The sequence below is a fragment of the Salinimicrobium sp. 3283s genome, from assembly GCF_039602225.1.
GTDB classification, from domain to species: Bacteria; Bacteroidota; Bacteroidia; order Flavobacteriales; family Flavobacteriaceae; genus Salinimicrobium; species Salinimicrobium profundisediminis.
The window spans coordinates 2,382,444-2,405,303 of record NZ_CP143631.1 but is presented as its reverse complement, the minus strand read 5'-3'; the positions used below and the strand labels follow the sequence as shown (position 1 = coordinate 2,405,303).

23 protein-coding genes are annotated in these 22,860 nt (G+C 41.7%); 18 read left to right on the top strand and 5 right to left on the bottom strand.

Annotated features, from left to right (window positions below; genetic code table 11):
- Positions 1-3 precede the first annotated feature (3 nt).
- The 4 genes from VS868_RS10725 to VS868_RS10710 are packed head-to-tail and all read left to right on the top strand — an operon-like array spanning position 4 to position 2,340.
- Positions 4-615 (top strand): LUD domain-containing protein, encoded by a 612-nt coding sequence (locus VS868_RS10725; protein WP_266067880.1) that lies wholly within the window; start codon positions 4-6, stop codon positions 613-615.
- Position 616: 1 nt separating this feature from the next.
- A complete protein-coding gene (locus VS868_RS10720; RefSeq protein WP_266067881.1) occupies positions 617-1,420 on the top strand; it encodes a phosphatidate cytidylyltransferase in 804 nt (267 codons plus the stop codon).
- A complete protein-coding gene (locus VS868_RS10715) occupies positions 1,410-2,063 on the top strand; it encodes a phosphatidylserine decarboxylase family protein (RefSeq protein WP_266067882.1) in 654 nt (217 codons plus the stop codon). The genes VS868_RS10720 and VS868_RS10715 overlap by 11 nt, the downstream gene beginning before the upstream one ends.
- The gene (locus tag VS868_RS10710; protein WP_345597361.1) at positions 2,032-2,340 is read left to right on the top strand and encodes an acyl-CoA-binding protein; all 309 of its coding nucleotides are present in this window, start codon (positions 2,032-2,034) and stop codon (positions 2,338-2,340) included. The genes VS868_RS10715 and VS868_RS10710 overlap by 32 nt, the downstream gene beginning before the upstream one ends.
- Before the next feature lie 151 nt (positions 2,341-2,491).
- Here VS868_RS10710 and VS868_RS10705 read toward each other — a convergent pair whose 3' ends face one another.
- Positions 2,492-5,122: a valine--tRNA ligase gene (locus tag VS868_RS10705; RefSeq protein WP_345597359.1), complete on the bottom strand. Its 2,631-nt coding sequence runs from the start codon at positions 5,120-5,122 to the stop codon at positions 2,492-2,494.
- Between the two features lie 141 nt (positions 5,123-5,263).
- Between VS868_RS10705 and VS868_RS10700 the strand changes: the two genes are divergently transcribed.
- The 3 genes from VS868_RS10700 to murB all read left to right on the top strand — a co-directional run bounded on the left by VS868_RS10700 (position 5,264) and on the right by murB (position 8,364).
- Entirely contained in the window at positions 5,264-5,635 is a 372-nt protein-coding gene (locus VS868_RS10700) for a DUF1573 domain-containing protein (RefSeq protein WP_266067884.1), read from the top strand.
- Between the two features lie 525 nt (positions 5,636-6,160).
- Positions 6,161-7,351 carry a pyridoxal phosphate-dependent aminotransferase gene (locus VS868_RS10695; RefSeq protein WP_266067885.1) on the top strand — a complete coding sequence of 397 codons (1,191 nt, stop codon included), beginning with the start codon at positions 6,161-6,163 and terminating at the stop codon, positions 7,349-7,351.
- Positions 7,351-8,364 carry a UDP-N-acetylmuramate dehydrogenase gene (gene murB, locus VS868_RS10690; protein ID WP_345597356.1) on the top strand — a complete coding sequence of 338 codons (1,014 nt, stop codon included), beginning with the start codon at positions 7,351-7,353 and terminating at the stop codon, positions 8,362-8,364. The genes VS868_RS10695 and murB overlap by 1 nt, the downstream gene beginning before the upstream one ends.
- A 75-nt stretch (positions 8,365-8,439) precedes the next feature.
- On the opposite strand, the gene VS868_RS10685 is transcribed toward murB, so the two are convergent.
- Both VS868_RS10685 and VS868_RS10680 read right to left on the bottom strand, forming a co-directional pair.
- Positions 8,440-9,051: a fasciclin domain-containing protein gene (locus VS868_RS10685; protein WP_266067887.1), complete on the bottom strand. Its 612-nt coding sequence runs from the start codon at positions 9,049-9,051 to the stop codon at positions 8,440-8,442.
- A 107-nt stretch (positions 9,052-9,158) separates the two neighbouring features.
- Positions 9,159-9,797, bottom strand: a complete 639-nt coding sequence (locus VS868_RS10680) for a fasciclin domain-containing protein (protein WP_345597352.1) — start codon at positions 9,795-9,797, stop codon at positions 9,159-9,161.
- Between the two features lie 167 nt (positions 9,798-9,964).
- On the opposite strand from VS868_RS10680, the gene VS868_RS10675 reads away from it, so the two are divergent.
- From VS868_RS10675 to VS868_RS10650, 6 genes are all read left to right on the top strand, one after another.
- Positions 9,965-10,171 (top strand): membrane or secreted protein, encoded by a 207-nt coding sequence (locus VS868_RS10675; protein ID WP_266067889.1) that lies wholly within the window; start codon positions 9,965-9,967, stop codon positions 10,169-10,171.
- 14 nt (positions 10,172-10,185) lie between these two features.
- Positions 10,186-11,286, top strand: coding sequence for a glycosyltransferase (locus VS868_RS10670; protein ID WP_266067890.1), 1,101 nt, complete (start codon positions 10,186-10,188; stop codon positions 11,284-11,286).
- Positions 11,277-11,846 carry a sigma-70 family RNA polymerase sigma factor gene (locus tag VS868_RS10665; protein ID WP_345597349.1) on the top strand — a complete coding sequence of 190 codons (570 nt, stop codon included), beginning with the start codon at positions 11,277-11,279 and terminating at the stop codon, positions 11,844-11,846. Before VS868_RS10670 ends, VS868_RS10665 begins: the two co-directional genes overlap by 10 nt.
- 128 nt (positions 11,847-11,974) lie before the next feature.
- The gene (lipA, locus tag VS868_RS10660; protein ID WP_345597347.1) at positions 11,975-12,844 is read left to right on the top strand and encodes a lipoyl synthase; all 870 of its coding nucleotides are present in this window, start codon (positions 11,975-11,977) and stop codon (positions 12,842-12,844) included.
- The gene (gene gap / locus VS868_RS10655) at positions 12,844-13,878 is read left to right on the top strand and encodes a type I glyceraldehyde-3-phosphate dehydrogenase (RefSeq protein WP_345597345.1); all 1,035 of its coding nucleotides are present in this window, start codon (positions 12,844-12,846) and stop codon (positions 13,876-13,878) included. The genes lipA and gap overlap by 1 nt, the downstream gene beginning before the upstream one ends.
- 29 nt (positions 13,879-13,907) lie before the next feature.
- Positions 13,908-16,136: a response regulator gene (locus VS868_RS10650; protein WP_345597343.1), complete on the top strand. Its 2,229-nt coding sequence runs from the start codon at positions 13,908-13,910 to the stop codon at positions 16,134-16,136.
- Between the two features lie 85 nt (positions 16,137-16,221).
- On the opposite strand, the gene lpxK is transcribed toward VS868_RS10650, so the two are convergent.
- Positions 16,222-17,238, bottom strand: a complete 1,017-nt coding sequence (gene lpxK / locus VS868_RS10645) for a tetraacyldisaccharide 4'-kinase (RefSeq protein WP_345597341.1) — start codon at positions 17,236-17,238, stop codon at positions 16,222-16,224.
- Between the two features lie 212 nt (positions 17,239-17,450).
- On the opposite strand from lpxK, the gene VS868_RS10640 reads away from it, so the two are divergent.
- The 5 genes from VS868_RS10640 to VS868_RS10620 all read left to right on the top strand — a co-directional run bounded on the left by VS868_RS10640 (position 17,451) and on the right by VS868_RS10620 (position 22,310).
- Entirely contained in the window at positions 17,451-18,545 is a 1,095-nt protein-coding gene (locus VS868_RS10640) for a Nif3-like dinuclear metal center hexameric protein (protein WP_266067896.1), read from the top strand.
- Positions 18,546-18,547: 2 nt separating this feature from the next.
- Positions 18,548-19,327 carry a C4-type zinc ribbon domain-containing protein gene (locus VS868_RS10635; protein WP_266067897.1) on the top strand — a complete coding sequence of 260 codons (780 nt, stop codon included), beginning with the start codon at positions 18,548-18,550 and terminating at the stop codon, positions 19,325-19,327.
- A 186-nt stretch (positions 19,328-19,513) separates the two neighbouring features.
- The gene (locus VS868_RS10630; RefSeq protein WP_345597337.1) at positions 19,514-20,089 is read left to right on the top strand and encodes a hypothetical protein; all 576 of its coding nucleotides are present in this window, start codon (positions 19,514-19,516) and stop codon (positions 20,087-20,089) included.
- A gap of 6 nt (positions 20,090-20,095) precedes the next feature.
- Positions 20,096-20,755, top strand: coding sequence for a peptide-methionine (S)-S-oxide reductase MsrA (gene msrA / locus VS868_RS10625; RefSeq protein ID WP_266067899.1), 660 nt, complete (start codon positions 20,096-20,098; stop codon positions 20,753-20,755).
- Between the two features lie 58 nt (positions 20,756-20,813).
- A complete protein-coding gene (locus VS868_RS10620; RefSeq protein ID WP_266067900.1) occupies positions 20,814-22,310 on the top strand; it encodes a potassium/proton antiporter in 1,497 nt (498 codons plus the stop codon).
- A gap of 70 nt (positions 22,311-22,380) precedes the next feature.
- Here the strand turns inward: VS868_RS10620 and VS868_RS10615 are convergent, their stop codons facing one another.
- Complete coding sequence (locus tag VS868_RS10615) at positions 22,381-22,812, bottom strand: organic hydroperoxide resistance protein (protein WP_266067901.1); 432 nt, start codon at positions 22,810-22,812, stop codon at positions 22,381-22,383.
- Between the last annotated feature and the right edge of the window lie 48 nt (positions 22,813-22,860).

The window sequence follows — 22,860 nt, the reverse complement described above, 5'->3', positions numbered from 1 at the left end:
TATATGAGTCTATTTAGAAACTTTTTGAACCCTAAATCTAAATCAGACAAAGGTCAGGATAAAGTAGAAAGTTCTGACCGTAGCAAGTATATGCCAGATGTTAAGCTCCCTACCGATGAGCGTTTTATGCTCAATTTCAAAAACAACGGCGGCAAATTTCTTTATTGTGAGAGTAATGAAGAATTGATAGAGACGTTTGAAAACATCATGTTGGAGAATGATTGGTATGAAAAAGAAACTTGTTGTTTTGATCAGAATTTACGGGATAAATTTTCCGACCAGAATTTAGAATTCACTAATTCCGGCGAAGCAGCTTTTTTTCTTAGCACCTGCGAATATCTAATTGCCAATGATGGCTCTATTCTTATATCTTCAAATCAAATTAAAGAGAAGAAGCTTAAAGAATTACCCTATAATTTTGTTATCCTTGCCTCTACCAGCAAGCTCGTTGACGCCATTGGCGAGGGCTTAAGAGGCATTAAGTTTAAAAATAAAGACCGTATTCCTTCAAATATTACCACCATCAAGAATTTTGAGAACAACAAAGAAGGGGATTTCATGAGCTACGGAAGTAGTACAAAAAACCTATATTTGCTGCTTCTGGAAGATCTGTAATATGAAGGAAAATATTATTCGGGGTTTATCGGGGGTCATGTATGTATCCATTCTTGTGGTCTCCATATTTGCATCCGAATTCGCCTTCACCACACTTTTCCTGTTATTTGGTGTTATTTGTCTTCGGGAACTTCAAAGACTTTTACATTTAAAAAGTTTCCTGGGATATTTTCTTCTCATCGGGTTGTTCTATATTTTCAGCTATATGCGCTGGAGCCCATATGGCACTTCCCTCCTCTTGCTCATCACCATATTTGTGAACCTGTTTCTTGTAAAAGATCTTATGCTGGTGAACAAAATTCCCCTTTTTGAGAAGAAAAAGTATGTGATCATCATTTTTTACCTCATAGCTTCACTCATCTTTCTCACACTCATACCCAGCTACACAGGAGATTTCACACCCGAACTGGTAGTTGGTATATTTTCACTTATTTGGATAAACGATACTTTTGCCTATCTTGTAGGTAAGAATTTTGGAAAGAAAAAGCTCTTTGAAAGAATCTCCCCTAAAAAAACAGTCGAAGGTTTTTTGGGAGGATTGGTCTTTAGTGCGATTGCAGCCTATTTGGTATATTTCTTCACCGGCCTTCTAAGCGTCAATGAATGGGTGGGACTGGCAGTGATTTTAAGCATTTTTGGCACCCTTGGAGATCTTATACAGTCAAAGTTTAAAAGACAGGCAGGAGTGAAAGACAGCGGCAGGCTAATGCCCGGTCATGGAGGTTTGTTTGACAGGCTTGACAGCATCATTTTTGCAAGCCCTTTTGTTTATGCCTATTTACAACTAATTAACTATGTTTCATAAAGAAGGATATAAAATAATGGGAACCGCAATGATCTTATTGATCATTGTAAACCTGTTGGCACAAACTTTTATTTTCACCTATTGGATTAGGGTTGTTATCCTTATAGGATCTATCGTGCTTTTCTTCCTGGTTCTTCAGTTTTTCAGGAACCCGAAGAGAAATACCGTGGTTAATACCAAGCACGTTATTGCACCAGTTGATGGAAAAGTGGTGGTCATTGAAGAAGTGTATGAGAAAGAATACTTTAAAGATAAACGCTTAATGGTTTCTGTTTTCATGTCTCCCATCAATGTTCACGTTACGCGGCATCCTATTGGAGGGATTGTAAAATACAGCAAGTACCATCCCGGCAAATATCTCGTGGCCTGGCACCCAAAAGCCAGTGAAGAGAACGAACGCACCACAGTAGTTGTTGAAAATGATAGCACCGGAGAGATCCTTTACCGGCAAATTGCAGGTGCTCTTGCCAAGCGTATAGTAAATTACGCCAAAGAAGGCGAAGAAGTGGTTCAGGGTAGCGATAGCGGATTTATTAAGTTTGGCTCCAGGGTTGACGTATTTCTTCCTCTGGGCACCGAGCTTGAAGTTAAACTGAATCAAAAAGTAAAAGGTGGCATTAGTCTCATTGCAAAAGTTTCCTAATCCCGTAGCCATGACTCCCGAAGAAGTTGACAGGGAATTTTTAAGAGCTTATGAAAAAGCCAGCAGGACTTCCCAGAAGCTCCCTCCCGATCTTATGCTTAAGCTCTACGCCTACTATAAACAGGCTACAAAACATTCCCAGGCATATATCCCTTCGGGGAATAGCGACCTCAAAAATGCCTTTAAACTAAACGCCCTGCTACAGGTAAAGGGATTGACAGTTTTAGAGGCTAAAGAAGCCTACATCCAGCTGGTTGAGGAAAATATCCACGATTAATATTGATCAGGATTTTACTGAAGATTTTAGTTTAAACAATCAGTTTAAGCCACACCTGATTTCAATTAGCAGCAATATCTAAAAAAGCAAAAGCCTCAAAGATTTTGAAAATCTTTGAGGCTTTTGCTTTATATCTGAAATTATAATCTGTCTAAGAAAGCGCCTTTATACTGGCAAGAATTGCTTCAATTTTAGCTTCGGCATCAGCTTTTTTCTGCTTTTCCATATCTACCACTTTTGCAGGTGCCCCACTCACAAACTTTTCGTTAGACAACTTTTTCTCTACCGATTTTAAAAATCCGCGGGTATAGTTCAATTCCTCTTCAAGCTTGGCTTTTTCGGCTTCAACATCAACTGCACCAGTCACAGGAATAAAATATTCATTAGACTTCACCCGGAAAGAAAGAGCTCCTTTTACTTGTTCCTGAGTATAGCCCAAAGATGAGATATTTCCCATTTTCTCAATGATAGGATCAAACGTGCTGCCAAGTTTCTCATTATTGAGTACCTGAAGTTCAATTTGATCTTTGTAAGAAATGTTCTTTTCTTTTCTAATAGTTCTTATCCCCGAAACCACTTCTGAAGCCACTACAAATTCATCTATAAGAGAAGCATCAAATTCCTCATTTTTGGGCCATGAGGAAATGATCAGGGCTTCTTTCTCATTTCGCTGCTTCATTGACTGCCATATTTCTTCTGAAACAAATGGCACGAATGGGTGAAGAACTTTAAGGTTGTTCTCCAGGATCTCTGTAACAGCATCAAAAGTTGCTTTATCCATAGGCTGCCCGTAAGCCGGTTTTACCATCTCAAGGAACCAGGAACAGTAATCATCCCATACCAGCTTATAAGTAGCCATTAAAGCATCACTTATACGGTACTTTTTGTAGTTATCTTCAATCTCGTGCAGGCTCTTCTGAAATTTCGCCCTGTACCATTCCACAGCAATCTTTGCAGCTTCAGGTTGTTCGGCTTTATCTGAAACTTCCCATGAATTTACCAGCTTGAACGAATTCCAAATTTTATTTACAAATGCTGCTCCCTGCTTACATAAATCTTCTTCAAACATAAGATCATTCCCGGCAGGGGAACTCAATAGCATTCCTACCCTCACCCCATCGGCGCCGTAAGCATCTATGAGCCCCAGAGGATCTGGGGAATTACCCAGGGATTTTGACATTTTTCTACGCTGTTTATCGCGCACAATCCCCGTTAGGTAAACATTATTAAAAGGTTTTTTATCTCTGTACTCATATCCGGCAATGATCATACGTGCTACCCAGAAAAAGAGAATCTCGGGCGCCGTTACCAGGTCATTTGTTGGATAATAGTAATTGATCTCCTTATTATCGGGCTCAAGAATCCCGTTAAAGACACTTATTGGCCAAAGCCATGAAGAGAACCAGGTATCAAGAGCATCTTTGTCCTGCTTAAGATTAGAGGCAGTTAATTCATTGTTGCCCGATTTTTCTCTGGCCAGCGTTAAAGCTTCTTCAGGAGATTCGGCTACAACAAAATCTTCGTAGCCCTCTCCATAATAATATGCAGGAATTTGCTGCCCCCAAACCAACTGCCGGCTAATGTTCCAGTCGCGAACATTCTCCATCCAGTGACGGTAAGTATTTACAAATTTTTCGGGTACCAGGTTCACCTCTTTCTCCAGTACGGCATCAAGTGCGGGCCGGGCCAGTTCTTTCATTTTCAGGAACCACTGGTCACTTAGTTTTGGCTCGATCACCGCGCCGGTACGTTCACTGGTGCCCACCTTGTTTAAGTGAGTTTCGGTCTTAACCAGTATACCTTTCTCTTTTAGTTCTTCAACGATCTTTTTTCGTGCCTCAAAACGGTCCATTCCTTCATAATGCATTCCGAAGGAGTTAAGCGTAGCATCATCATGAAATATATCAATCACCTCCAAATTGTGCTTATCTCCAAGCACCTTGTCATTTTCATCGTGCGCTGGGGTCACTTTTAAACACCCCGTTCCAAACTCTATATCAACATATTCATCTTCAATAATAGGGATCACGCGGTCACAAAGCGGAACAATCGCCTTTTTATCTTTTAAATGACTAAACCTTTCATCATTGGGATTAATACACACGGCAGTATCTCCCAGAATAGTTTCGGGCCGGGTAGTAGCAATTGTGAGCGTATCATCTGTACCCTCAATTTTATACTGAAGGTAATACAACTGCCCCTGCTGCTCCTGGTACACCACTTCTTCATCAGAAAGTGTGGTTTTCGCCTGCGGGTCCCAGTTCACCATACGGTAACCTCGGTAAATATGGCCTTTGCGATAAAGGTCGACAAACACTTTTATTACCGAAGCCGACATATCATCGTCCATCGTAAACTTTGTACGGTCCCAGTCACAGGAAGCTCCAAGTTTTTTGAGCTGTTCCAGGATAATCCCGCCATGCTTATTGGTCCATTCCCACGCATGTTCCAGAAATTCTTCTCGTGAAAGTGTATTTTTATCTATTCCTTCTGCCTTTAATTTGGCAACTACCTTGGCTTCTGTAGCAATAGAGGCATGATCTGTCCCCGGCACCCAGCAGGCATTGTAGCCTTGCAGCCGTGCGCGACGGATCAACACATCCTGAATAGTGTTATTGAGCATGTGCCCCATGTGCAGCACCCCAGTAACATTGGGCGGCGGAATTACGATAGTGTACGGTTCTCTTTCGTCAACTTCAGAATGAAAATAATTATTCTTCATCCAGTAATCATACCACTTGGTTTCAACTTCCCGGGCTACGTAATTTGATGCTACAGACATACTTTGGTGCGGTTTTTGGAATATATGGGCAAAAGTAATTATAACTTCAGGATTATAAAAGGCGATGCAGCCGATTGCCTTTTTATTTGCTACAATAAACAGATTAGTAGTATATTTACAATTCTGAAAAAACTAAAAACCATGAAAAAATTAATTGCAATTGCCCTTTTTGTTTTTGCAGGCTACGCTGTACAGGCGCAGGAAACAGCAAAAATTGAATTTAAGTCTGAAGTAATAGACTACGGCGAAATAGAGAAAGGCAGTGATGGCGTTCGCGTTTTTGAATTTAAAAATACCGGAAATGTTGCCCTGGTAATTACAGATGTTACTTCAAGCTGCGGATGTACTATCCCCGAAAAACCAAAAGATCCTATTGCTCCCGGAGAAACCGGGGAGATCAAAGTGAAATATGATACCAAAAGAGTAGGCCCAATTAGAAAAACCATCACCGTTTATTCTAATGCCGATGTGCCTGCCAAATCAATAAAGATCAAAGGAAAAGTTCTGGAATAAAACTTTCCAAAAATGACATTTTGAGGAGGTTGTTTTAAAAGCTACCACTCCGTTTTCTGAAGCATTTCAGGAAGTACCTGTAACAAGATTCAGGTTCACGGAAACAGGCTTTTAAAGCAGCCTCCTTTTATTTTCAGCAGTTTTTTAAGCACAAATTGCCATTTTTGAAGGCTTTGAAGCTCCGCTCCTGCTCCCCATACAAGCTTTTCTGAAAAAGTTTAAATTTCTCTACTTCGGAAGTAAAAAAGGCAGCTTCAAAATACCTTTTTTGGAAGGTAAAGCGCACTTTCATATTCTCTTTTCGCCTGTTTTGCTGAAGTATTTCAGAAGTACCTTATAATTTCAGCTTTAATCTGAAATTTTCAGTTTTTCAAACAACAATACCACTAAGAAATTTAATCTTCATCAAAATTCATTAGCAACTCCTGATGCTTTAAGTTGAATACCCTTCAGAAAGGATAAAAATCAGGAAAAATATTATTCTCAATTTAAAATTTCGCAACTTTGTAAGCCAAAATTTTAGATATGCCACATATTTCTCGTAAAGGGCAGGCTATGCCCGAATCTCCTATAAGAAAATTAGTTCCTTACGCAGAAGCTGCAATAAAAAAGGGCCGTACCATTTATCAGTTGAATATTGGCCAACCCGATATTAAAACTCCTGCAAAAGCACTTGCAGCAGTCAAAAATACCGATATTGAAGTGCTTTCTTACAGCCATTCTGCCGGTTTTGAAAGCTACCGCAACAAACTGGCTAAGTACTACAGGAACCACGACATTGAGATTACAGCTAATGAATTGATCATTACCACCGGCGGATCTGAAGCTTTACTATTTACCATGGGCAGCATTTGTGATGCTGGCGATGAAGTGATCATTCCAGAGCCTTTTTACGCAAACTACAATGGCTTCGCAACAGCATCGGGGGTTACTGTAGTTCCTGTAAAATCGAAAATTGAGGACAGTTTTGCGCTCCCTCCAATTTCTGAATTTGAAAAGCTCATCACTCCCAACACTAAGGCAATTCTTATTTGCAATCCGGGGAACCCAACAGGGTATCTTTACACAAAAGAAGAAATTGATCAACTGGCCGAGATCGTTAAAAAACACAGCCTCTTTATTGTCGCCGATGAAGTGTACCGCGAATTTGCTTACGACGGTGCAAAACATCACTCTATTATGAGCGTACCGGGATTGGAGCAGAATGCGATCATGATAGATTCTGTTTCAAAACGCTACAGCATGTGTGGCGCACGAATTGGATGTGTAGTTTCCAAAAATGCCGATTTTATGGCCACAGCCATGAAGTTTGCACAGGCACGCCTTAGCCCTCCAACCTTTGCTCAAATTGCCAGCGAAGCGGCCCTCGATACTGAACAGGAATATTTTGATGAAGTTATAGAAGAATACACTTCCAGAAGAAATACCCTGGTGCAGGGCCTTGAACAGATTGAAGGAGTAAGAGTAGCCAATCCAAAAGGTGCATTTTATTGTATTGCTGAATTACCTGTCGCCGATGCCGAAGATTTCGCCAAATGGCTCCTGGAAAGCTTTGAAATGGATAATGAAACCATTATGATCGCTCCTGCTGCAGGCTTTTACTCTACGCCAAATACCGGGACTAACCAGGTGAGGATCGCCTACGTTCTTAAAAAGGAAAATCTTATAAGGGCATTAGAGATCCTTAAAGAAGCGCTTAAGCAGTACAAGGGCTAATGAAAATGCAATCGGATATTTCCCTGAAGCCATATAACACCTTCGGAATAGATGTAAAGGCGCGCAATTTCGTAGAAGTAACTTCTGTAGAAGAACTTCGGGAAGTTTTGAAGAACACTTATGCTTCAGAATTATTCATTCTTGGCGGCGGAAGCAATATGTTGCTCACAAAAGATGTTCAGAAAACAGTGGTTTATATAAACCTCAAGGGCATCGAAATTCTTGAGGAAAATGAGAACGACGTACTGGTAAAGGCCATGGCCGGTGAAAACTGGCATGAGTTTGTCCTGTACTGTATTGACCATTCTTTTGGCGGACTCGAAAATCTTTCCCTGATCCCCGGGAAGGTGGGCACTGCTCCAATCCAAAATATTGGCGCGTATGGTGTGGAACTCAAAGACAGCTTTGAAAGCTGCACCGCATTGGACATCCAAACGCTGCAATTAAAGACCTTTACAAAAGAAGAATGCCACTTTGGCTACAGAGATTCTATCTTTAAGAATGAAGCGAAAGGAAAGTACATTATAACAAGTGTTAGCTTCAGGCTTAGTAAGAATAATCATAAACTGAATACTACTTACGGTTCTATAGATCAATTTCTGGAAGATAAAGGTGTAAAAACACCTACAATAGCCAATGTTTCTGAAGCCGTTATAAGCATCCGCCAATCTAAACTGCCTAATCCGAAAGAGTTGGGCAACAGCGGAAGTTTTTTCAAGAATCCTGTAGTTTCAAAAGAAGTTTTACAAAAGCTACAACAGCAATATCCTGAAATCCCCTTTTACGAGGTTGACGGGCAGCAGGTAAAGATCCCTGCAGGCTGGCTCATAGACCACGCTGGCCTTAAAGGCTACCGTGAAGGAGATGCCGGGGTGCATACCAGGCAGGCACTGGTGCTGGTAAACTACGGAAATGCCACAGGCCTGGATATCCTTCAGCTCGCTGAAAAGATCCAGCAGAAGATCTTGGATATGTTCGGGATCGAAATTTCCCCGGAAGTCAATATCATCTAAAATAAAAAGCATCAAAAAAGGGTTCTAAAAATGACATTTTTGGAACCCTTTTTCCTTTTCTGTTAACTACACCCCCTACTCTTCTGGAGTTATAGTCACTGTGTCAATTCCTTCAGGAAGTAATACTTTATCTATAATATAACCAGTACCGTTTTCAATTTCGAAGCTTTCGGTTATGTTAGCTTTTTCACCTGTAGCACCCGTTAGCACAATGTTATCGCCATCAAGGCTAAAGGTGATGTTTTCTCCTTCCAAAGTGGAAAGTATGAGAGTGCCATTCACATTTTCAATTTCCTGTTTCAGTTCTTCCCGTGTAAAATTACCTTTTACTATGTGGTACGGGATGACAGATTCTGGCGTGGTTTCTAAAATGTCATAGCCCTGCTGCCTGTAAACCCTGCTGTAAGCCCTGTTACTTGGCGCAAACACCATGTAAGGCTCGGTTACCAGGTCTAAAGTATCTTCCACATTCCAGGTGTTGAGACCGGTAGCAAACGTACTAAGCTCGGGGTTTCCTTCAATAGCATCTACTGTTGCGTTCCTTTGGCGTAAGTCTTCGACACCTTCTTCAAAATTCTCTTCCTGTACCTCAAGGCTTGCATCATCTGTCTTGGTTTCATTATTCTTACATGCGCTAAACAAGATCATTACAAATCCGCTTAACATCATTATATTTCTAATCTTCATAGTATCAATATTTTCAGGTTTTATTTAATTTAATAAAAAAGCAGTGTAGAGCCGAACAATAAATTATAATCCTGAGTTAAAAATGTCTTCTTCCGAAGCAAGAATTTTTAACCTTCAGTTTCACTTTCACCATTATCCTGACGTTTTTCACCGGGTTGTAACACATTATCAATGATGTGGTAAACCCCGTAGTACTCGTCCATATTTGAAGTCACAATAGCAGCTTTATTGCCCAATACATCTGTAAGTACAATTTTATCACCTTCAAGGGTAGCCCAGAGTTTTTCACCCAAAGCGGTTCTAAACTCGTACCTGTCATTTTTTGAAGCCCTGATCCTTTCCCGAAGATAATCTACGGTCATTTCACCTTCTACCATGTAATAACGCATAAGATCGGCGTTAGACGTGAGACTGTCGGTATCGGGATTAATTTGCCTGGCAGGGATACGGTCATACGCTGCGTTTGAAGGGGCAAAAATGGTATAAATACCTTCCTTTCCTTCAAATTCTTCTTCAAGCCCTGATCTCTGAAATTCTTCAGTAAAAGCAGAAAGCTCATCATTCTCGCGCATTTTGGCCAGCATGTAGCTTCTCGGCATCGGCCGGTCTGAGCTGCTAAGTTCATCTTTCTTTTCTTCCGCAGGGATAATATCAACTTCTGAATCACTTTTATTTTCTTTATCCTGACAGGATGTAAGCCCGGCAAAAAGAAAAATGATCAAAATTATTGGTAATTTGTATCGCATATCGTGGGTTTTTTAAGCTTTACCTGCAATTTATTACCTTATAAATCCATTACCTCTCCCGCGGCACTAAATTTTAGTTAAAATTGTGGTAATGAAGCCTTAAGAAAAAAATCCTATTCCCTTCTTATAGTGGTCATTATTCGTTATTTTTGCACAAAATTCTATTTATGGAACTCATATTAATCACCATAGTACTTTTAGGACTGGCTGTTGCCGGGATTGCCATTAAGATTTGGGGAAAGAAAGATGGAAAATTTAGTGGGACCTGTGCCAGTCAAAGCCCTTTTCTTAACAAGGAAGGAGAAGCCTGCAGTTACTGCGGAAAACTTCCCGATGAAGCAAAAGATTGTGATCAACCTCAACCGGTAAAATAATTCCCACCACATAAATGCTAACCATCCTTATTGCCTTTGTTGTCATTGGCCTAATCAACCTATGTTATTACCTGGGATTTTTCAGGTTTGCCCTTGCCAAAAATGAAAGTCAGCCGGCTTATAAGGAGCTCCCGGTTTCGGTAATTATTTGTGCCAAAAATGAAGCCGAAAACCTGCGGAATTTTCTTCCGGCGATCCTGTCGCAAGACCACCCCGATTTTGAGGTGGTGGTGATCAACGACGCCTCTGTAGACGAGACTCTTGAAGTGCTTGAAGAATTTCAGCAAAGTGACGACAGGGTAAAAATAGTTGACGTTCAAAACAACGAAGCCTTTTGGGCCAACAAAAAATACGCAATTACCTTAGGCATCAAAAAGGCCAAAAAACCTTACCTTTTATTTACTGATGCCGACTGCCGACCCGAAACCAGTGAATGGCTTAAGGAGATGAGCGCCCACTTTGAAGACCAAAAAAGCATTGTGATTGGCTACGGCGGGTATTTTATTGAATCCCGCTCCCTGCTCAATAAACTTATCAGGTTCGAGACGCTTTTTACGGCAATTCAATATTTCTCTTATGCCAGTTGGGGCAAACCTTACATGGGGGTAGGCCGCAATCTCGCCTATACTTCCGAAGAATTTTTTGCCCAGAATGGTTTTGCCACGCATTTACACATTAAATCGGGAGATGACGATCTTTTTGTGAACGGGGCTGCTACTAAAACCAACACCGCCCTTTGTTTTTCACCTGTGGGAATTACCCGCAGCGTCCCAAAATCTACGCTCAAGGCGTGGTTTACCCAAAAAAGGAGGCACGTTTCGGCTGCTTCCCATTACAAAAAAGAACACCGGTTAATGCTGGGCCTCTTCTACACTTCCCAGCTGTTGTTCTGGATCTTCTTTTTTATCCTCTTAAAAAGCCCTTTTTGGCAGGTAGCTTTATTCTTACTGGCGGTAAGATGGATTGTACAGGGAGTGGTATTTTACAACTCGGGCAAGAAGTTTGGAGAAACCGATCTTTTCTGGCTTTTTCCGTTTCTAGAATTGTTCCTGGTTTCGGCGCAATTAGCTATATTTATCTCTAATATTTTTTCAAAACCCACTAATTGGAAATAGAGCCAGACCTCCTTCAGCAACAAATTGAAAAGGCGAAAAAGGGGAAACAAGCAGCCTTTAATTATCTCTTAGACAGGTTTTGGAACGATGTTTACGGCTTTCAGCTTAAGCGCACCCAGAACGAATATGATGCCGAGGATATCACCATTCAGGCTTTTTCAAGAGCCTTCGATAAAATTGACACTTTTGATCCCAAATACACTTTTAAGACCTGGATCATTACTATTTCTAAAAATATTCATGTAGATCTGGTAAGAAAAAAGAACGCTTCTATACGATCTCGCACTACCGACGAAGAAGATGACCGGGTGCACCGCATTCCCGATGAAACGCCCAGTATTGAGGACACCCTAATTACCGAACAAAACCTGGCCCAGCTGCTCATAGACATTAAAAAACTGAAACCGCACTACCAGGAAGTGATCCATCTGCGGCATTTTCAGGAAAAGAGCTATAAAGAAATTGCTGCCCATCTTCAGGAGCCTATCAACAACGTAAAAGTAAAGTTGTTGCGTGCAAAAAAGCTACTGGCCGAGGTCATTGAAAAAAGAACGTCCTAAACGCCATTTTTGAGAAGTTAAGGTGCTTAAAATGCCATTTTCTTCGGAAAATTTTCTGCTGAAGGAGGCAAAAGCAACGCTTATTTAACGTTTGTTTTTAGGCATTCTAGTTGTACCTTTGCCCTCCTATGGAAACACAGCAACTCCCTACACAAAGAACGCCTAAACCGAAGTGGTTAAGGGTAAAATTACCTACCGGAAAAAAATACACCGAGCTTAGAAGTGTGGTAGATAAGTATAACCTTCACACGATTTGCACCTCCGGAAGTTGCCCAAACATGGGAGAATGTTGGGGCGAAGGCACGGCGACCTTTATGATCCTCGGAAACATTTGTACCCGTTCCTGCGGATTTTGCGGCGTAAAAACCGGGAGACCCGAAACCCTGGACTGGGATGAGCCCGAAAAAGTTGCCCGTTCCATAAAGCTGATGAAGATCAAACATGCTGTAATTACCAGCGTAGACCGTGACGACCTTAAAGATATGGGCTCCATTATGTGGGCAGAGACCGTGAGTGCGATTCGCCGCATGAACCCCGACACGACTCTTGAAACCCTGATCCCCGATTTTCAGGGAGTGGAGAGAAATATTGACCGTATCATCAAAGTAAACCCAGAGATTGTTTCGCACAACATGGAGACTGTAAAGAGGCTCACGCGCGAAGTACGTATACAGGCGAAATATGAACGCAGCCTTCAGGTGTTGAAATATTTGAAAGAGCAGGGAGTAAACAGAACAAAATCGGGCATCATGCTTGGTTTGGGTGAGAAAGAAGAAGAAGTGATACAAACCCTGAAAGACCTGCGGGAAGTTGATCTTGACATTGTCACTATTGGCCAGTACCTGCAACCTACAAAACAGCACCTTCCGGTACACGAATTTGTGACTCCAGAGCAGTTTAAAAAGTACGAGACTATTGGGCTTGAAATGGGCTTTAGGCATGTAGAGAGTGGTGCTTTGGTAAGATCTTCGTACAAAGCTCAAAAACATCTTACATAATGGAGGGCGCAAGACCTTCAACCGCATCAAAAGAAAAGATCCGGATTGGGATCAACGGGTTTGGGCGCATAGGCCGAAATCTTTTCAGGCTGCTCTTAGATCGTGAAGACCTGGAAGTAGTGGCAATTAACGACCTGGCTCCTGCCGCCACCCTTGCTCACCTGCTTAAGTACGACAGCATTCACGGTGTACTCAAAAAAGAGGTTTCTTCCAGAGAAGCTTCCGTAGTAATAGACGGAAAAGAGGTACCCGTTTATAATCACGCCCACACAGCCGATATTAACTGGAGCCTTAACCGGGTTGACGTGGTAGTAGAGAGTACCGGGAAGTTCAAGAAAAGGAGTGACCTGGAGCCGCATCTTCAGCAAGGTGTCAAAAAGGTGATTTTGAGCGTGCCTCCCGAAGATGATTCCATAAAAATGGTGGTTTTGGGAGTCAATGAGCATATACTTGACGGCACTGAAGACATTATTTCAAATGCTTCCTGCACTACAAATAATGCCGCGCCTATGTTGAAGATCGTAAATGAACTCGCGGTAGTGAAAAAAGCCTATATCACCACCGTACATTCTTACACCACCGATCAAAGCCTGCATGACCAGCCCCACAAAGATCTGCGGCGTGCCCGTGCCGCCGGCCAGTCTATCGTACCTACCACCACCGGAGCTGCAAAAGCCCTTACCAGGATATTCCCCGGGCTTAGCGATGTTATTGGCGGGTGCGGGATAAGAGTACCGGTAGCCAACGGCAGCCTTACCGATATGACGCTTCATGTAGAAAAGAACACAAGTATCGAAGAAATAAACTCGGCCTTTAAAAAAGCTGCGGCAGGAAGTCTTCATAATATTCTGGAATATACCGAAGATCCTATAGTGTCTATAGATATTAAAGGCAATCCTCACTCTTGTATATTTGATGCACAAATGACTTCGGTAGTGGGAGATACCTTTGTGAAGATCATAGGATGGTATGACAACGAGATTGGTTATTCGAGCCGCCTCATTGATTTAATTTCCCATGTATCAATTAAATAGTTATATTTATCCACAGTTATTTTGTCCCAATGAAGAACTTTACTCTTTTAATGGTGGCATTTCTTTACTTTTCCTTTTCCTATTCCCAGGGAAAAAGCCTACAGGAAGTAGATGAAATAAATACCACTATTGAACAACTGTTGGAAAACGCAGAAGAGTCAATTAACAGTATACATTTTGATCAGGCTCTACGCGAATTAAATACGGCACTTGAACTTTCAAGATCTATAGATCACCCGAGGTTAATTGCACTTTCCAGCAGTATTCTGGCCCACCTCTATTATGTGCGTCATGAAAATGAGCGTGCTGCAACCGAGCTGCAACGGGCTATTTCCATACAGCGGGAAATAGAAGACGAAGAAGGCCTGGCTTATAGCTATCTTAACTTCGGAAAGATCTTTACTGCGAAGAAAATTTTTGATCGTGCCACCGAATATTTTGACCTTGCTGAAGCCCTCTATAAAAAACAGGAAGACACCGAAGGAATTGGAGCTGTAGAGCTCAACCGTGGAATCCTCTACCTCAATACCGCCGAAAGACCACATGCGGCCCTCTCGCTGCTAAATTCAGCCGAAAAAAAATTGCGAATCCAAAACAACGAGTACGAACGTACCAGGGTTCACTACTACAAAGCACGTGCCTACCAGGCTTCAGGACAACTGGCTGAAGCCATGGAGGAAGCTGAAAAAAGTTTGAAGACTGCCCAACACAATAATTTTGCCGGTATGATTCAGCATACCAGACTGGTACAGAGCCAGCTCCAGGAGGAAATGGGAAATTACCAGGAGGCTTTAACGCTGCTTCGTGAGAACAACAAAATACAGGATTCTTTATACAATTTAAATGCTGAAGCCCTTGCCGTAGATGCCAGTGCCCGGTATGGAGTAGATTCTATGAAGAGTACCATGAACGAGTTGACCCGTAAAAAAGAAGAGGCCGAACGCACGCTAAAAGTGAACAAACTCACCACCATTCTTAGTGTGGCTTTGATCACCATCCTCTCTCTTTTAACGCTCTCTCTATATAAGAATAACAATCTTAGGGCCCGGGCAAACGATCTACTGCAAAAAAAGAATTCTGAGTTAATTACTGCCAAAGAAAACGCCGAGAAAGCATCACTGGCCAAAGCCCAGTTCCTCTCAACCATCACCCATGAACTAAGGACTCCTCTTTATGCTGTAACAGGCCTTACTCATTTACTACTGGAAGAAAGCCCTACAGAAAATCAAAAGGAACACCTCAATTCCCTCAAATTTTCAGGGGAATACCTGCTTTCACTTATCAACAACATTCTTGACCTCAACAAGCTGGAAGCTAAAAAAGTGGAAATGCTTGAAAGTTCTTTTAATCTGAAAAAGAGGATTACAGATGTTCTAATTGCCTTAAAGAATTCGGCCGAAGACAAAAAGACCAAACTTCACCTCGAGTTTGATCCCGAAATTCCGAAGAAATTGAAGGGCGATCCGCTTAAGATCTCTCAGATCCTTATCAACCTTATAGGTAATTCTATCAAGTTTACTGAAGATGGTGATATTTGGGTGCGGGTTAAACGTTTAAGGCAGAAGGACAGTAAGGTGCTGCTAAGGTTTGAAGTACAGGATACCGGTGAAGGAATTAGCAAGGAGAAACAAAAAGCCATTTTTGAGAACTTTACACAGGGCTCACTACAAATAAACCGGAAGTTTGGAGGTACCGGGCTGGGGCTTTCAATAGTGAAAAACCTGCTCAATTTAATGGACAGTGAAATTCACCTGGAGAGCGAACTGGGAGAAGGTTCCCTCTTCCATTTTGAACTTAACTTCGAAGCAATGGAACCAGCCAGCCCACAGGATCAAAAAAGTATCGACGAGATTCCCGAGCCCCTATCAAACAATATTATGCACAATAAAAAAATTCTTATTGTAGAAGACAACAAGATCAACCAAATGATCACTCGAAAGATCCTGGAAAAGAACAAGGTGATTTGTGATGTTGCCGACAATGGAACCACTGCCATTACAAAAGTAAAAGACAATGAATTCGATCTTATTCTAATGGATATTCACATGCCTGGTATTAGCGGGATTGAAGCAACCAGAGAAATACGAAAGTTCAACGAAAGCATTCCTATTATTGCTCTTACAGCGGTAACTTTAGAAGAGAGCCTTGATGAATTCTACCTCAACGGCTTTAATGACATTATACCAAAACCTTACAAAACTGAAGAATTCTTTCAGAAAATCAATAAATATTTAAATCAGCAAAAAGCCACAATTTAAAAAAGTGGCACAAGGTTTGAGTACAGGTAGATTCAAGTTATTGAGATATAGTTTGAATTAGCCAAAAAAAGATAAAAGTGAGACTTTACCGGGTCTCACTTTTTTTTATATACTCCAAAACAAGATCTTCAAACGCCTCTTCCCTTTGAAGGAAACAGCTTCGAATAGGCAGATAGAAGATTTTCTCCCTCGAAATCTCATTTTTGAGCCGCATATAATCCTTTTCGGTAGTGAGTATAAATTCCTCATGTTGCAGCTCCCGCAATTCAGCTTCAGTAAAATTGTGATGATCTTTAAACTTTTTATGTTCAAATTTCAGCCCCAGTGCTTCGAGGTGCTCAACCATAGGCTGCGGATTTGCAATCCCGGTTACCAGCGTAAAAGGGTTTTTTTGGAGGTCCTTTAAAGCATAAGATCCGTTTCTGCCCATCACTTTTTCACTATATGCTATAGTTGTAAAGAAAACTTCCTGCCCTGCTGTGGGTTTCAGTTTTTTTACGATCTCCATTTGTTCTTCCACAGAGAGATTTGCAGGGCATTTGGTTACCACAATTACCCTGGCCCTTTTTGCGCCCGATGCAGGTTCTCTCAGGTCACCCGCCGGAAGCACAAAGTCATTCCGGTATAATTTTGAATATGAGGTTAATAAAATATAGAAGCCGGCCTTTACCCTTCGGTGTTGAAAGGCATCATCGAGCAGCACTACTTCAGGCTTTGGTTTTACATTCAGAAGTTCTGCTATTCCATGACTTCGGTTCTCATCTACAGCAACCGCTACTTCAGGAAACTTGTATTTAAACTGCAGGGGTTCATCTCCAACTTCCGAAGCTGTTTCGGTGCCGGTAAGCAGGATATAACCGCTGGTTTTTCTTCTGTATCCGCGGCTAAGGGTGGCCACCCTGTAGTTTACCTTTAGCAGCTGGGTCAAATATTCTACCATGGGAGATTTCCCAGTACCGCCCATACTTAGGTTTCCTACTGCAATAACAGGCAGATCAAAACTGTGAACTGGTAAGATTTCACGGTCGTACAGCTGGTTTCGAACCCGCATTGCAGTACCGTAAAGAATAGAAAAAGGATAAAGAAATTTTCTTGCCGACATGAATGCGAAGGTAATTTTTTTCCTGAAACGTAAAAGATCATTTTCAGCCACTTCAGAAAAAAAGATAGTTAAAATTTGCCATTTTTGACACCCTGGTGCAGCCGACTTTGCCCCTGCTGAAATTAAAATAAATTTAATCTGAAGAGGAAGACTGAATAAGCTAGCCTGGCCAGATAATTTTTATCTTTGACAAACTCAGCAAAAAAGGAAAAATGTTAGTTAAGGAAATAATTAGGGAGTTAGAAAAATTTGCTCCTACCGCTTATGCCGAAGATTTTGACAATGTAGGTCTGCTCACCGGTTCTCCCGGCAGCGAGGTTTCAGGAATTCTTGTAACGCTTGATACACTGGAAACCGTGGTAGACGAAGCCATTGAAAAGAACTGCAATCTTATTGTCGCTTTTCACCCAATAATCTTTTCGGGGCTTAAAAAGCTTACCGGCAGCAATTATGTAGAGCGGGCTATTTTGAAGGCTATTAAAAATGATATTGCGATCTACGCCATCCACACCGCGCTAGACAATAGTTTCAAGGGAGTTAATGATATGATTTGTGAACAACTGGGATTAATTGAGAGGACAATTCTCATCCCCCAGCCCGGTACCATTAAAAAGCTAGTCACATTTGCACCCAAAAAGAATGCTGCAGAAGTTAGAGAGGCATTATTTGCCGCTGGCGCTGGCACAATAGGAAATTATGACCATTGCAGTTTTAATGTAGCCGGCAGCGGATCTTTCAGGGGAAATGAAGCATCCAACCCTGTGATAGGGAGAAAAGGCGAAACCCATTACGAGGAAGAAATGCAGATTGGGGTGACCTTCCCGAAGCATCTTGAAAAGAACATTCTAAATGCCCTTTTTGACAATCATCCTTATGAAGAAGTGGCGTATGAAGTGACGACCCTCGAAAATCCAAATCAGCATATTGGTATGGGAATGACGGGGATATTAAAGGAAGAGATGGAAGAAAAGGCATTTTTGGAACAGGTAAAAAAGACCTTTGGCAGTGGGTGTATCCGCCATTCGGCGTTACTGGGAAAACCCATTAAAAAAGTCGCTGTGCTGGGCGGTAGCGGAAGCTTTGCAATTAACCAGGCCATCGCGGCCGGGGCAGATATTTTTATCACTGCCGATCTCAAGTACCACGACTTCTATAAAGCTGAGCAAAGACTGGTATTGGCTGATGTTGGGCATTACGAAAGCGAACAGTACACAAAAACCCTTTTGACTACTTATCTTAAGAAAAAATTTGCTAATTTTGCAGTCGTTTTATCAAACACAGAAACCAATCCTATCAAGTATTTTTAACTATGGCAAAAAAAACCGATGTTACTGTAGAAGAGAAGTTAAGAGCATTATACGATCTTCAACTTATAGATTCCAGGGTGGATGAAATAAGAAATGTACGAGGTGAACTTCCGCTTGAGGTAGAAGATTTAGAAGATGAAGTAGCAGGCCTTAATACCCGTTTGGAAAAAATGGATGCCGACCTTGAAGTGATCGATCAGGGGATCAATACCAAAAAAGTTTTGATAGAAAATGCGCAGGCATTGATCAAAAAATATAACGAGCAGCAAAAGAATGTACGTAACAACCGGGAATTCAACGCTCTTTCTAAAGAAGTTGAATTTCAGGAACTGGAAATAGAACTTGCCGAAAAGCAAATCAAAGAGTATCGTGCTCAAATAGACCAGAAAAAAGACGTTATTGAGCAAACCAAAGAGCGGTTAGCTGAGCGCCAGAAGCACCTTGACCACAAAAAAGGGGAACTGGATGCCATCCTTGCTGAAACTGAAAAAGAAGAAAAAGCTCTACTGGACAAATCTAAAGAGTATGAGCAGCAAATCGAAGAGCGCCTGGTAAATGCTTACAAGAGAATCCGCAGCAGCGTGAAGAACGGTTTAGCCGTAGTTCCTGTTGAAAGAGGAGCCTCTGGAGGTTCTTTCTTTACCATCCCACCGCAGGTGATCATGGAAATTGCAGGACGCAGAAAGATCATCACCGATGAGCACAGTGGCCGTATTCTTGTTGACGAAGAACTGGCACAGGAAGAAAGACAAAAGATGAATGAGCTTTTCCAAAGCTTCTAAATTTCATCATATCAATTTTAAAAACCCTTCACGCAAGTGAGGGGTTTTTTGTTGATGGAAATCTTAAGTGAAGAATTAAATTATTCCTTGATCTTTAATTTTGAATTTCAATCTTCTACTGCGTTAACATCTGTTTCACAGAAATCTATTTTGGATGGCTTATCTTTAAAGACCAAACCTACAACTATGAAAAAGTTACTTTTCATGCTTATTGCGATGGTGCTTTTTTCCTGTAAAGACAGAAACAACGCTACTTCGGAAACTTCAGAAAGAATAGATACCCAAACAATTTCTGCCGACACCCTGCCGCCCGAAAACCTTCAGAAGGAACGGGACGCCCTGCAAACAGAAAAAGCAACAGCACAGGCATCGGCTTTACCTGCCACAGGATTTTCAGGAAAATATCGAAAGTCAGACAGCGATAAGGGCACAGATTGCAACTGCAACTGTATAGAGGTATCTTATGACAGGCCTACAGAGTGGTGTATAGATAAAGATAAAATGTACATAAGCGCCAGGTGCGAAAAAACTGGGGAAAATACTGCAAACGTCTATTTTATTGCGGCATCAAGAGAAAGTTCTCCCGACAAACCTTTGCCCTGGGACGAATTTGACACCAATACTCCGGTTGCTACCCTCACTTTTCAACCCGATGGCAGCACTGAGCTGGACTGGCTTGGTTTTTCTAAAGATGGGGAAATTATCACAGAATATGCCCTCTACGGAAAAAAATCACTAGAAGGAACCTACACAAAAGAATAGAATATTATGAAATACCTGCTGCTCACTCTTATTTTTAGTCTCACTGCCTGCGGAAATTCTTCGGGAGAAACAGTGACCCTGCCCGAAATTGCCAATGCCGAACCTGTGGAAGCTCCTACCCAGAACGGTCTCAAAAAAGCCTATTTTGCGAGCGGTTGTTTTTGGTGTGTTGAAGCTGTGTTTGAAAGCGTGGTGGGCGTAAAAGAAGCCATCGCGGGATATTCGGGTGGCCATACTGAGAATCCGACCTATGAAGAGAGCAATACAGGCCGTACAGGCCATGCCGAAGCCGTAGAAGTGATCTACGACCCCGAAATCATTGACTTCGAAACCCTTACCGATGTGTATTTTGGATCTATGGATCCTACTCAAAAAAATGGACAGGGGCCCGATATAGGTTCGCAATACCGCTCGATCATCTTTTACCAAAATGCACAACAAAAAAAGATCATTGAACAAAAACTTAAAGAACTGGCAGAACAATATAAAAAGGCCATTGCTGTAGAGGTCTTGCCTTTCCAAAAGTTCTGGAAAGCTGAAGATTACCATCAAAATTACAAGAAGTACAATCCCAATGATCCATATATCCGCAATGTTTCGGTACCAAGAATGAACAGGTTTAAAAATAAATTTCCGCAGCTCCTCAAGGAGAACCAACCTGACTAAGCCTTTAAAAAAGCTAAATTTTGCTTTTCTTTACGCCATCGGAACAAGCCTTCAATAAATGGATATTACCACAGAGAATGTACTCTTAATTGGTTCACTTTTACTTCTTATAAGCATACTGGCAGGAAAAACGTCCTATAAGTTTGGAGTCCCCACGCTTATACTTTTCCTCTCGGTAGGAATCCTGGCAGGATCAGAAGGTATTGGGAAAATTGAATTTGACGATCCTCAACTGGCCCAGTTTATTGGAATTGTTTCTTTGAATTTCATACTCTTTTCGGGGGGGCTTGACACCAACTGGCGCAGTATTAAGCCCATTCTCTGGCACGGTATTTCCCTCTCCACGCTTGGAGTGCTATTTACAGCAGTCTCCCTTGGCACCTTTGTCTGGGCGATTACAGATTTTACTATTTATGAAGGCCTGCTGCTGGGAGCCATTGTATCATCTACAGATGCCGCAGCCGTTTTCTCTATACTGCGATCTAAAAACATGGCCTTAAAAGCAAATATAAGACCCACGCTTGAGCTTGAAAGTGGTAGTAACGACCCTATGGCCTATTTTCTTACTATAGCCTTTTTAGGGCTGGTAGTAAACCAGGATCAAAGCCTGCTTTCTATAATTCCACTTTTCCTTCAGCAAATCCTGATAGGTGCTGCGCTCGGTTTTCTCTTCGGAAAGCTTAGCAAGATCATCATCAATAAGATCACGCTCGATTTTGAAGGCCTTTATCCAGTGCTGGCAGTTGCACTTATGTTCCTGGTGTTTTCGGCTACAGACAGGCTGGGCGGAAACGGATTCCTTGCCGTGTACCTGGCCGGGGTTTATCTGGGAAATCAGGATCTTATTCACAAAAGAACCATTATGCGCTTCTTTGATGGGGTAGCCTGGCTTATGCAGATTGTGCTTTTCCTTACCCTTGGGCTACTTGTTTATCCCAGCGATATTGTGCCTATTGTTGGCCTGGGAATTTTGATTTCGGTATTTCTCATTTTCATTGCGCGGCCCATTGGAGTGATGCTTAGCCTTGCACCTTTTAAGATGAAAATGCGCCGCCGCTGGTATATTTCCTGGGTGGGGCTAAGAGGTGCAGTTCCCATTGTTTTTGCCACTTACCCGCTTTTAGCCGGAATTGAAAAGGCGCACATGATCTTTAATATTGTGTTTTTCGTTTCCCTCACCTCAGTTTTGGTACAGGGAACAACCCTTTCAAAAGTAGCGCACTGGCTACATGTTGCACTTCCAAAAAAGGCAAAAAAGATCTCTCCTGTTGACGCATTTCTTGCTGATGGAACCAAATCTCTAATTAGGGAGATCACCATTCCTTCAGAAAATTTTTCTGTAGGTAAGAGAATTGTAGACCTTCATTTTCCCCGAAATGCCATCATTGCCATGATTTCCCGCAACGGAAAATTCCTTACCCCAAACGGGGCAACTCAAATAGAAGAAGACGACACCCTAATTGTGCTCATGGAAAATCAACGCAACATAGAAGCCGTGTACAACAGCCTGCACCTAAACTATGATCCTGAGACAGAAGACGAAAACAATTTGTAGCATCATTCCTGCCGGGGCATAAAAAAAGAGCACTTAAAAATGCCCTTTTTGAATGGTATGAATGAATGATTTAATCTTCGTCGTCTAGCATAAGGTTAAGAGTAACATCAATATTATCTCGCGTAGCTCTTGAATAAGGACAAATTTCATGTGCTTCGTTGACCAGCTTCTCTCCTGTTTCAACATCCACCCCCGGAATATATGAATCGAGAACTACCGAAAGCTCGAGGTCACCATCCTCTGTGGTTCCCAGTTCTACTGAAGCGGTAACCGAAAAATCGCCGAGGTCTACCTTATGTTTTTTTGCTACAATCTGAAGTGCACTGCCATAACATGCAGAATATCCGGCTGCAAAAAGTTGTTCAGGGTTTGTCTTTTCGGCACCTTTTCCGCCCATAGATTTAGGCATACTTAGGTCCAGATCAAGAATTCCGTCGTCACTTCTCACATTTCCTTCTCTTCCGCCTGTTGTGGTGGCAACACCAGTATACAATGTCTTCATAATGATCTTTTATTTTGTTATTTTAGTAGTTCAATATACAAATAAGAT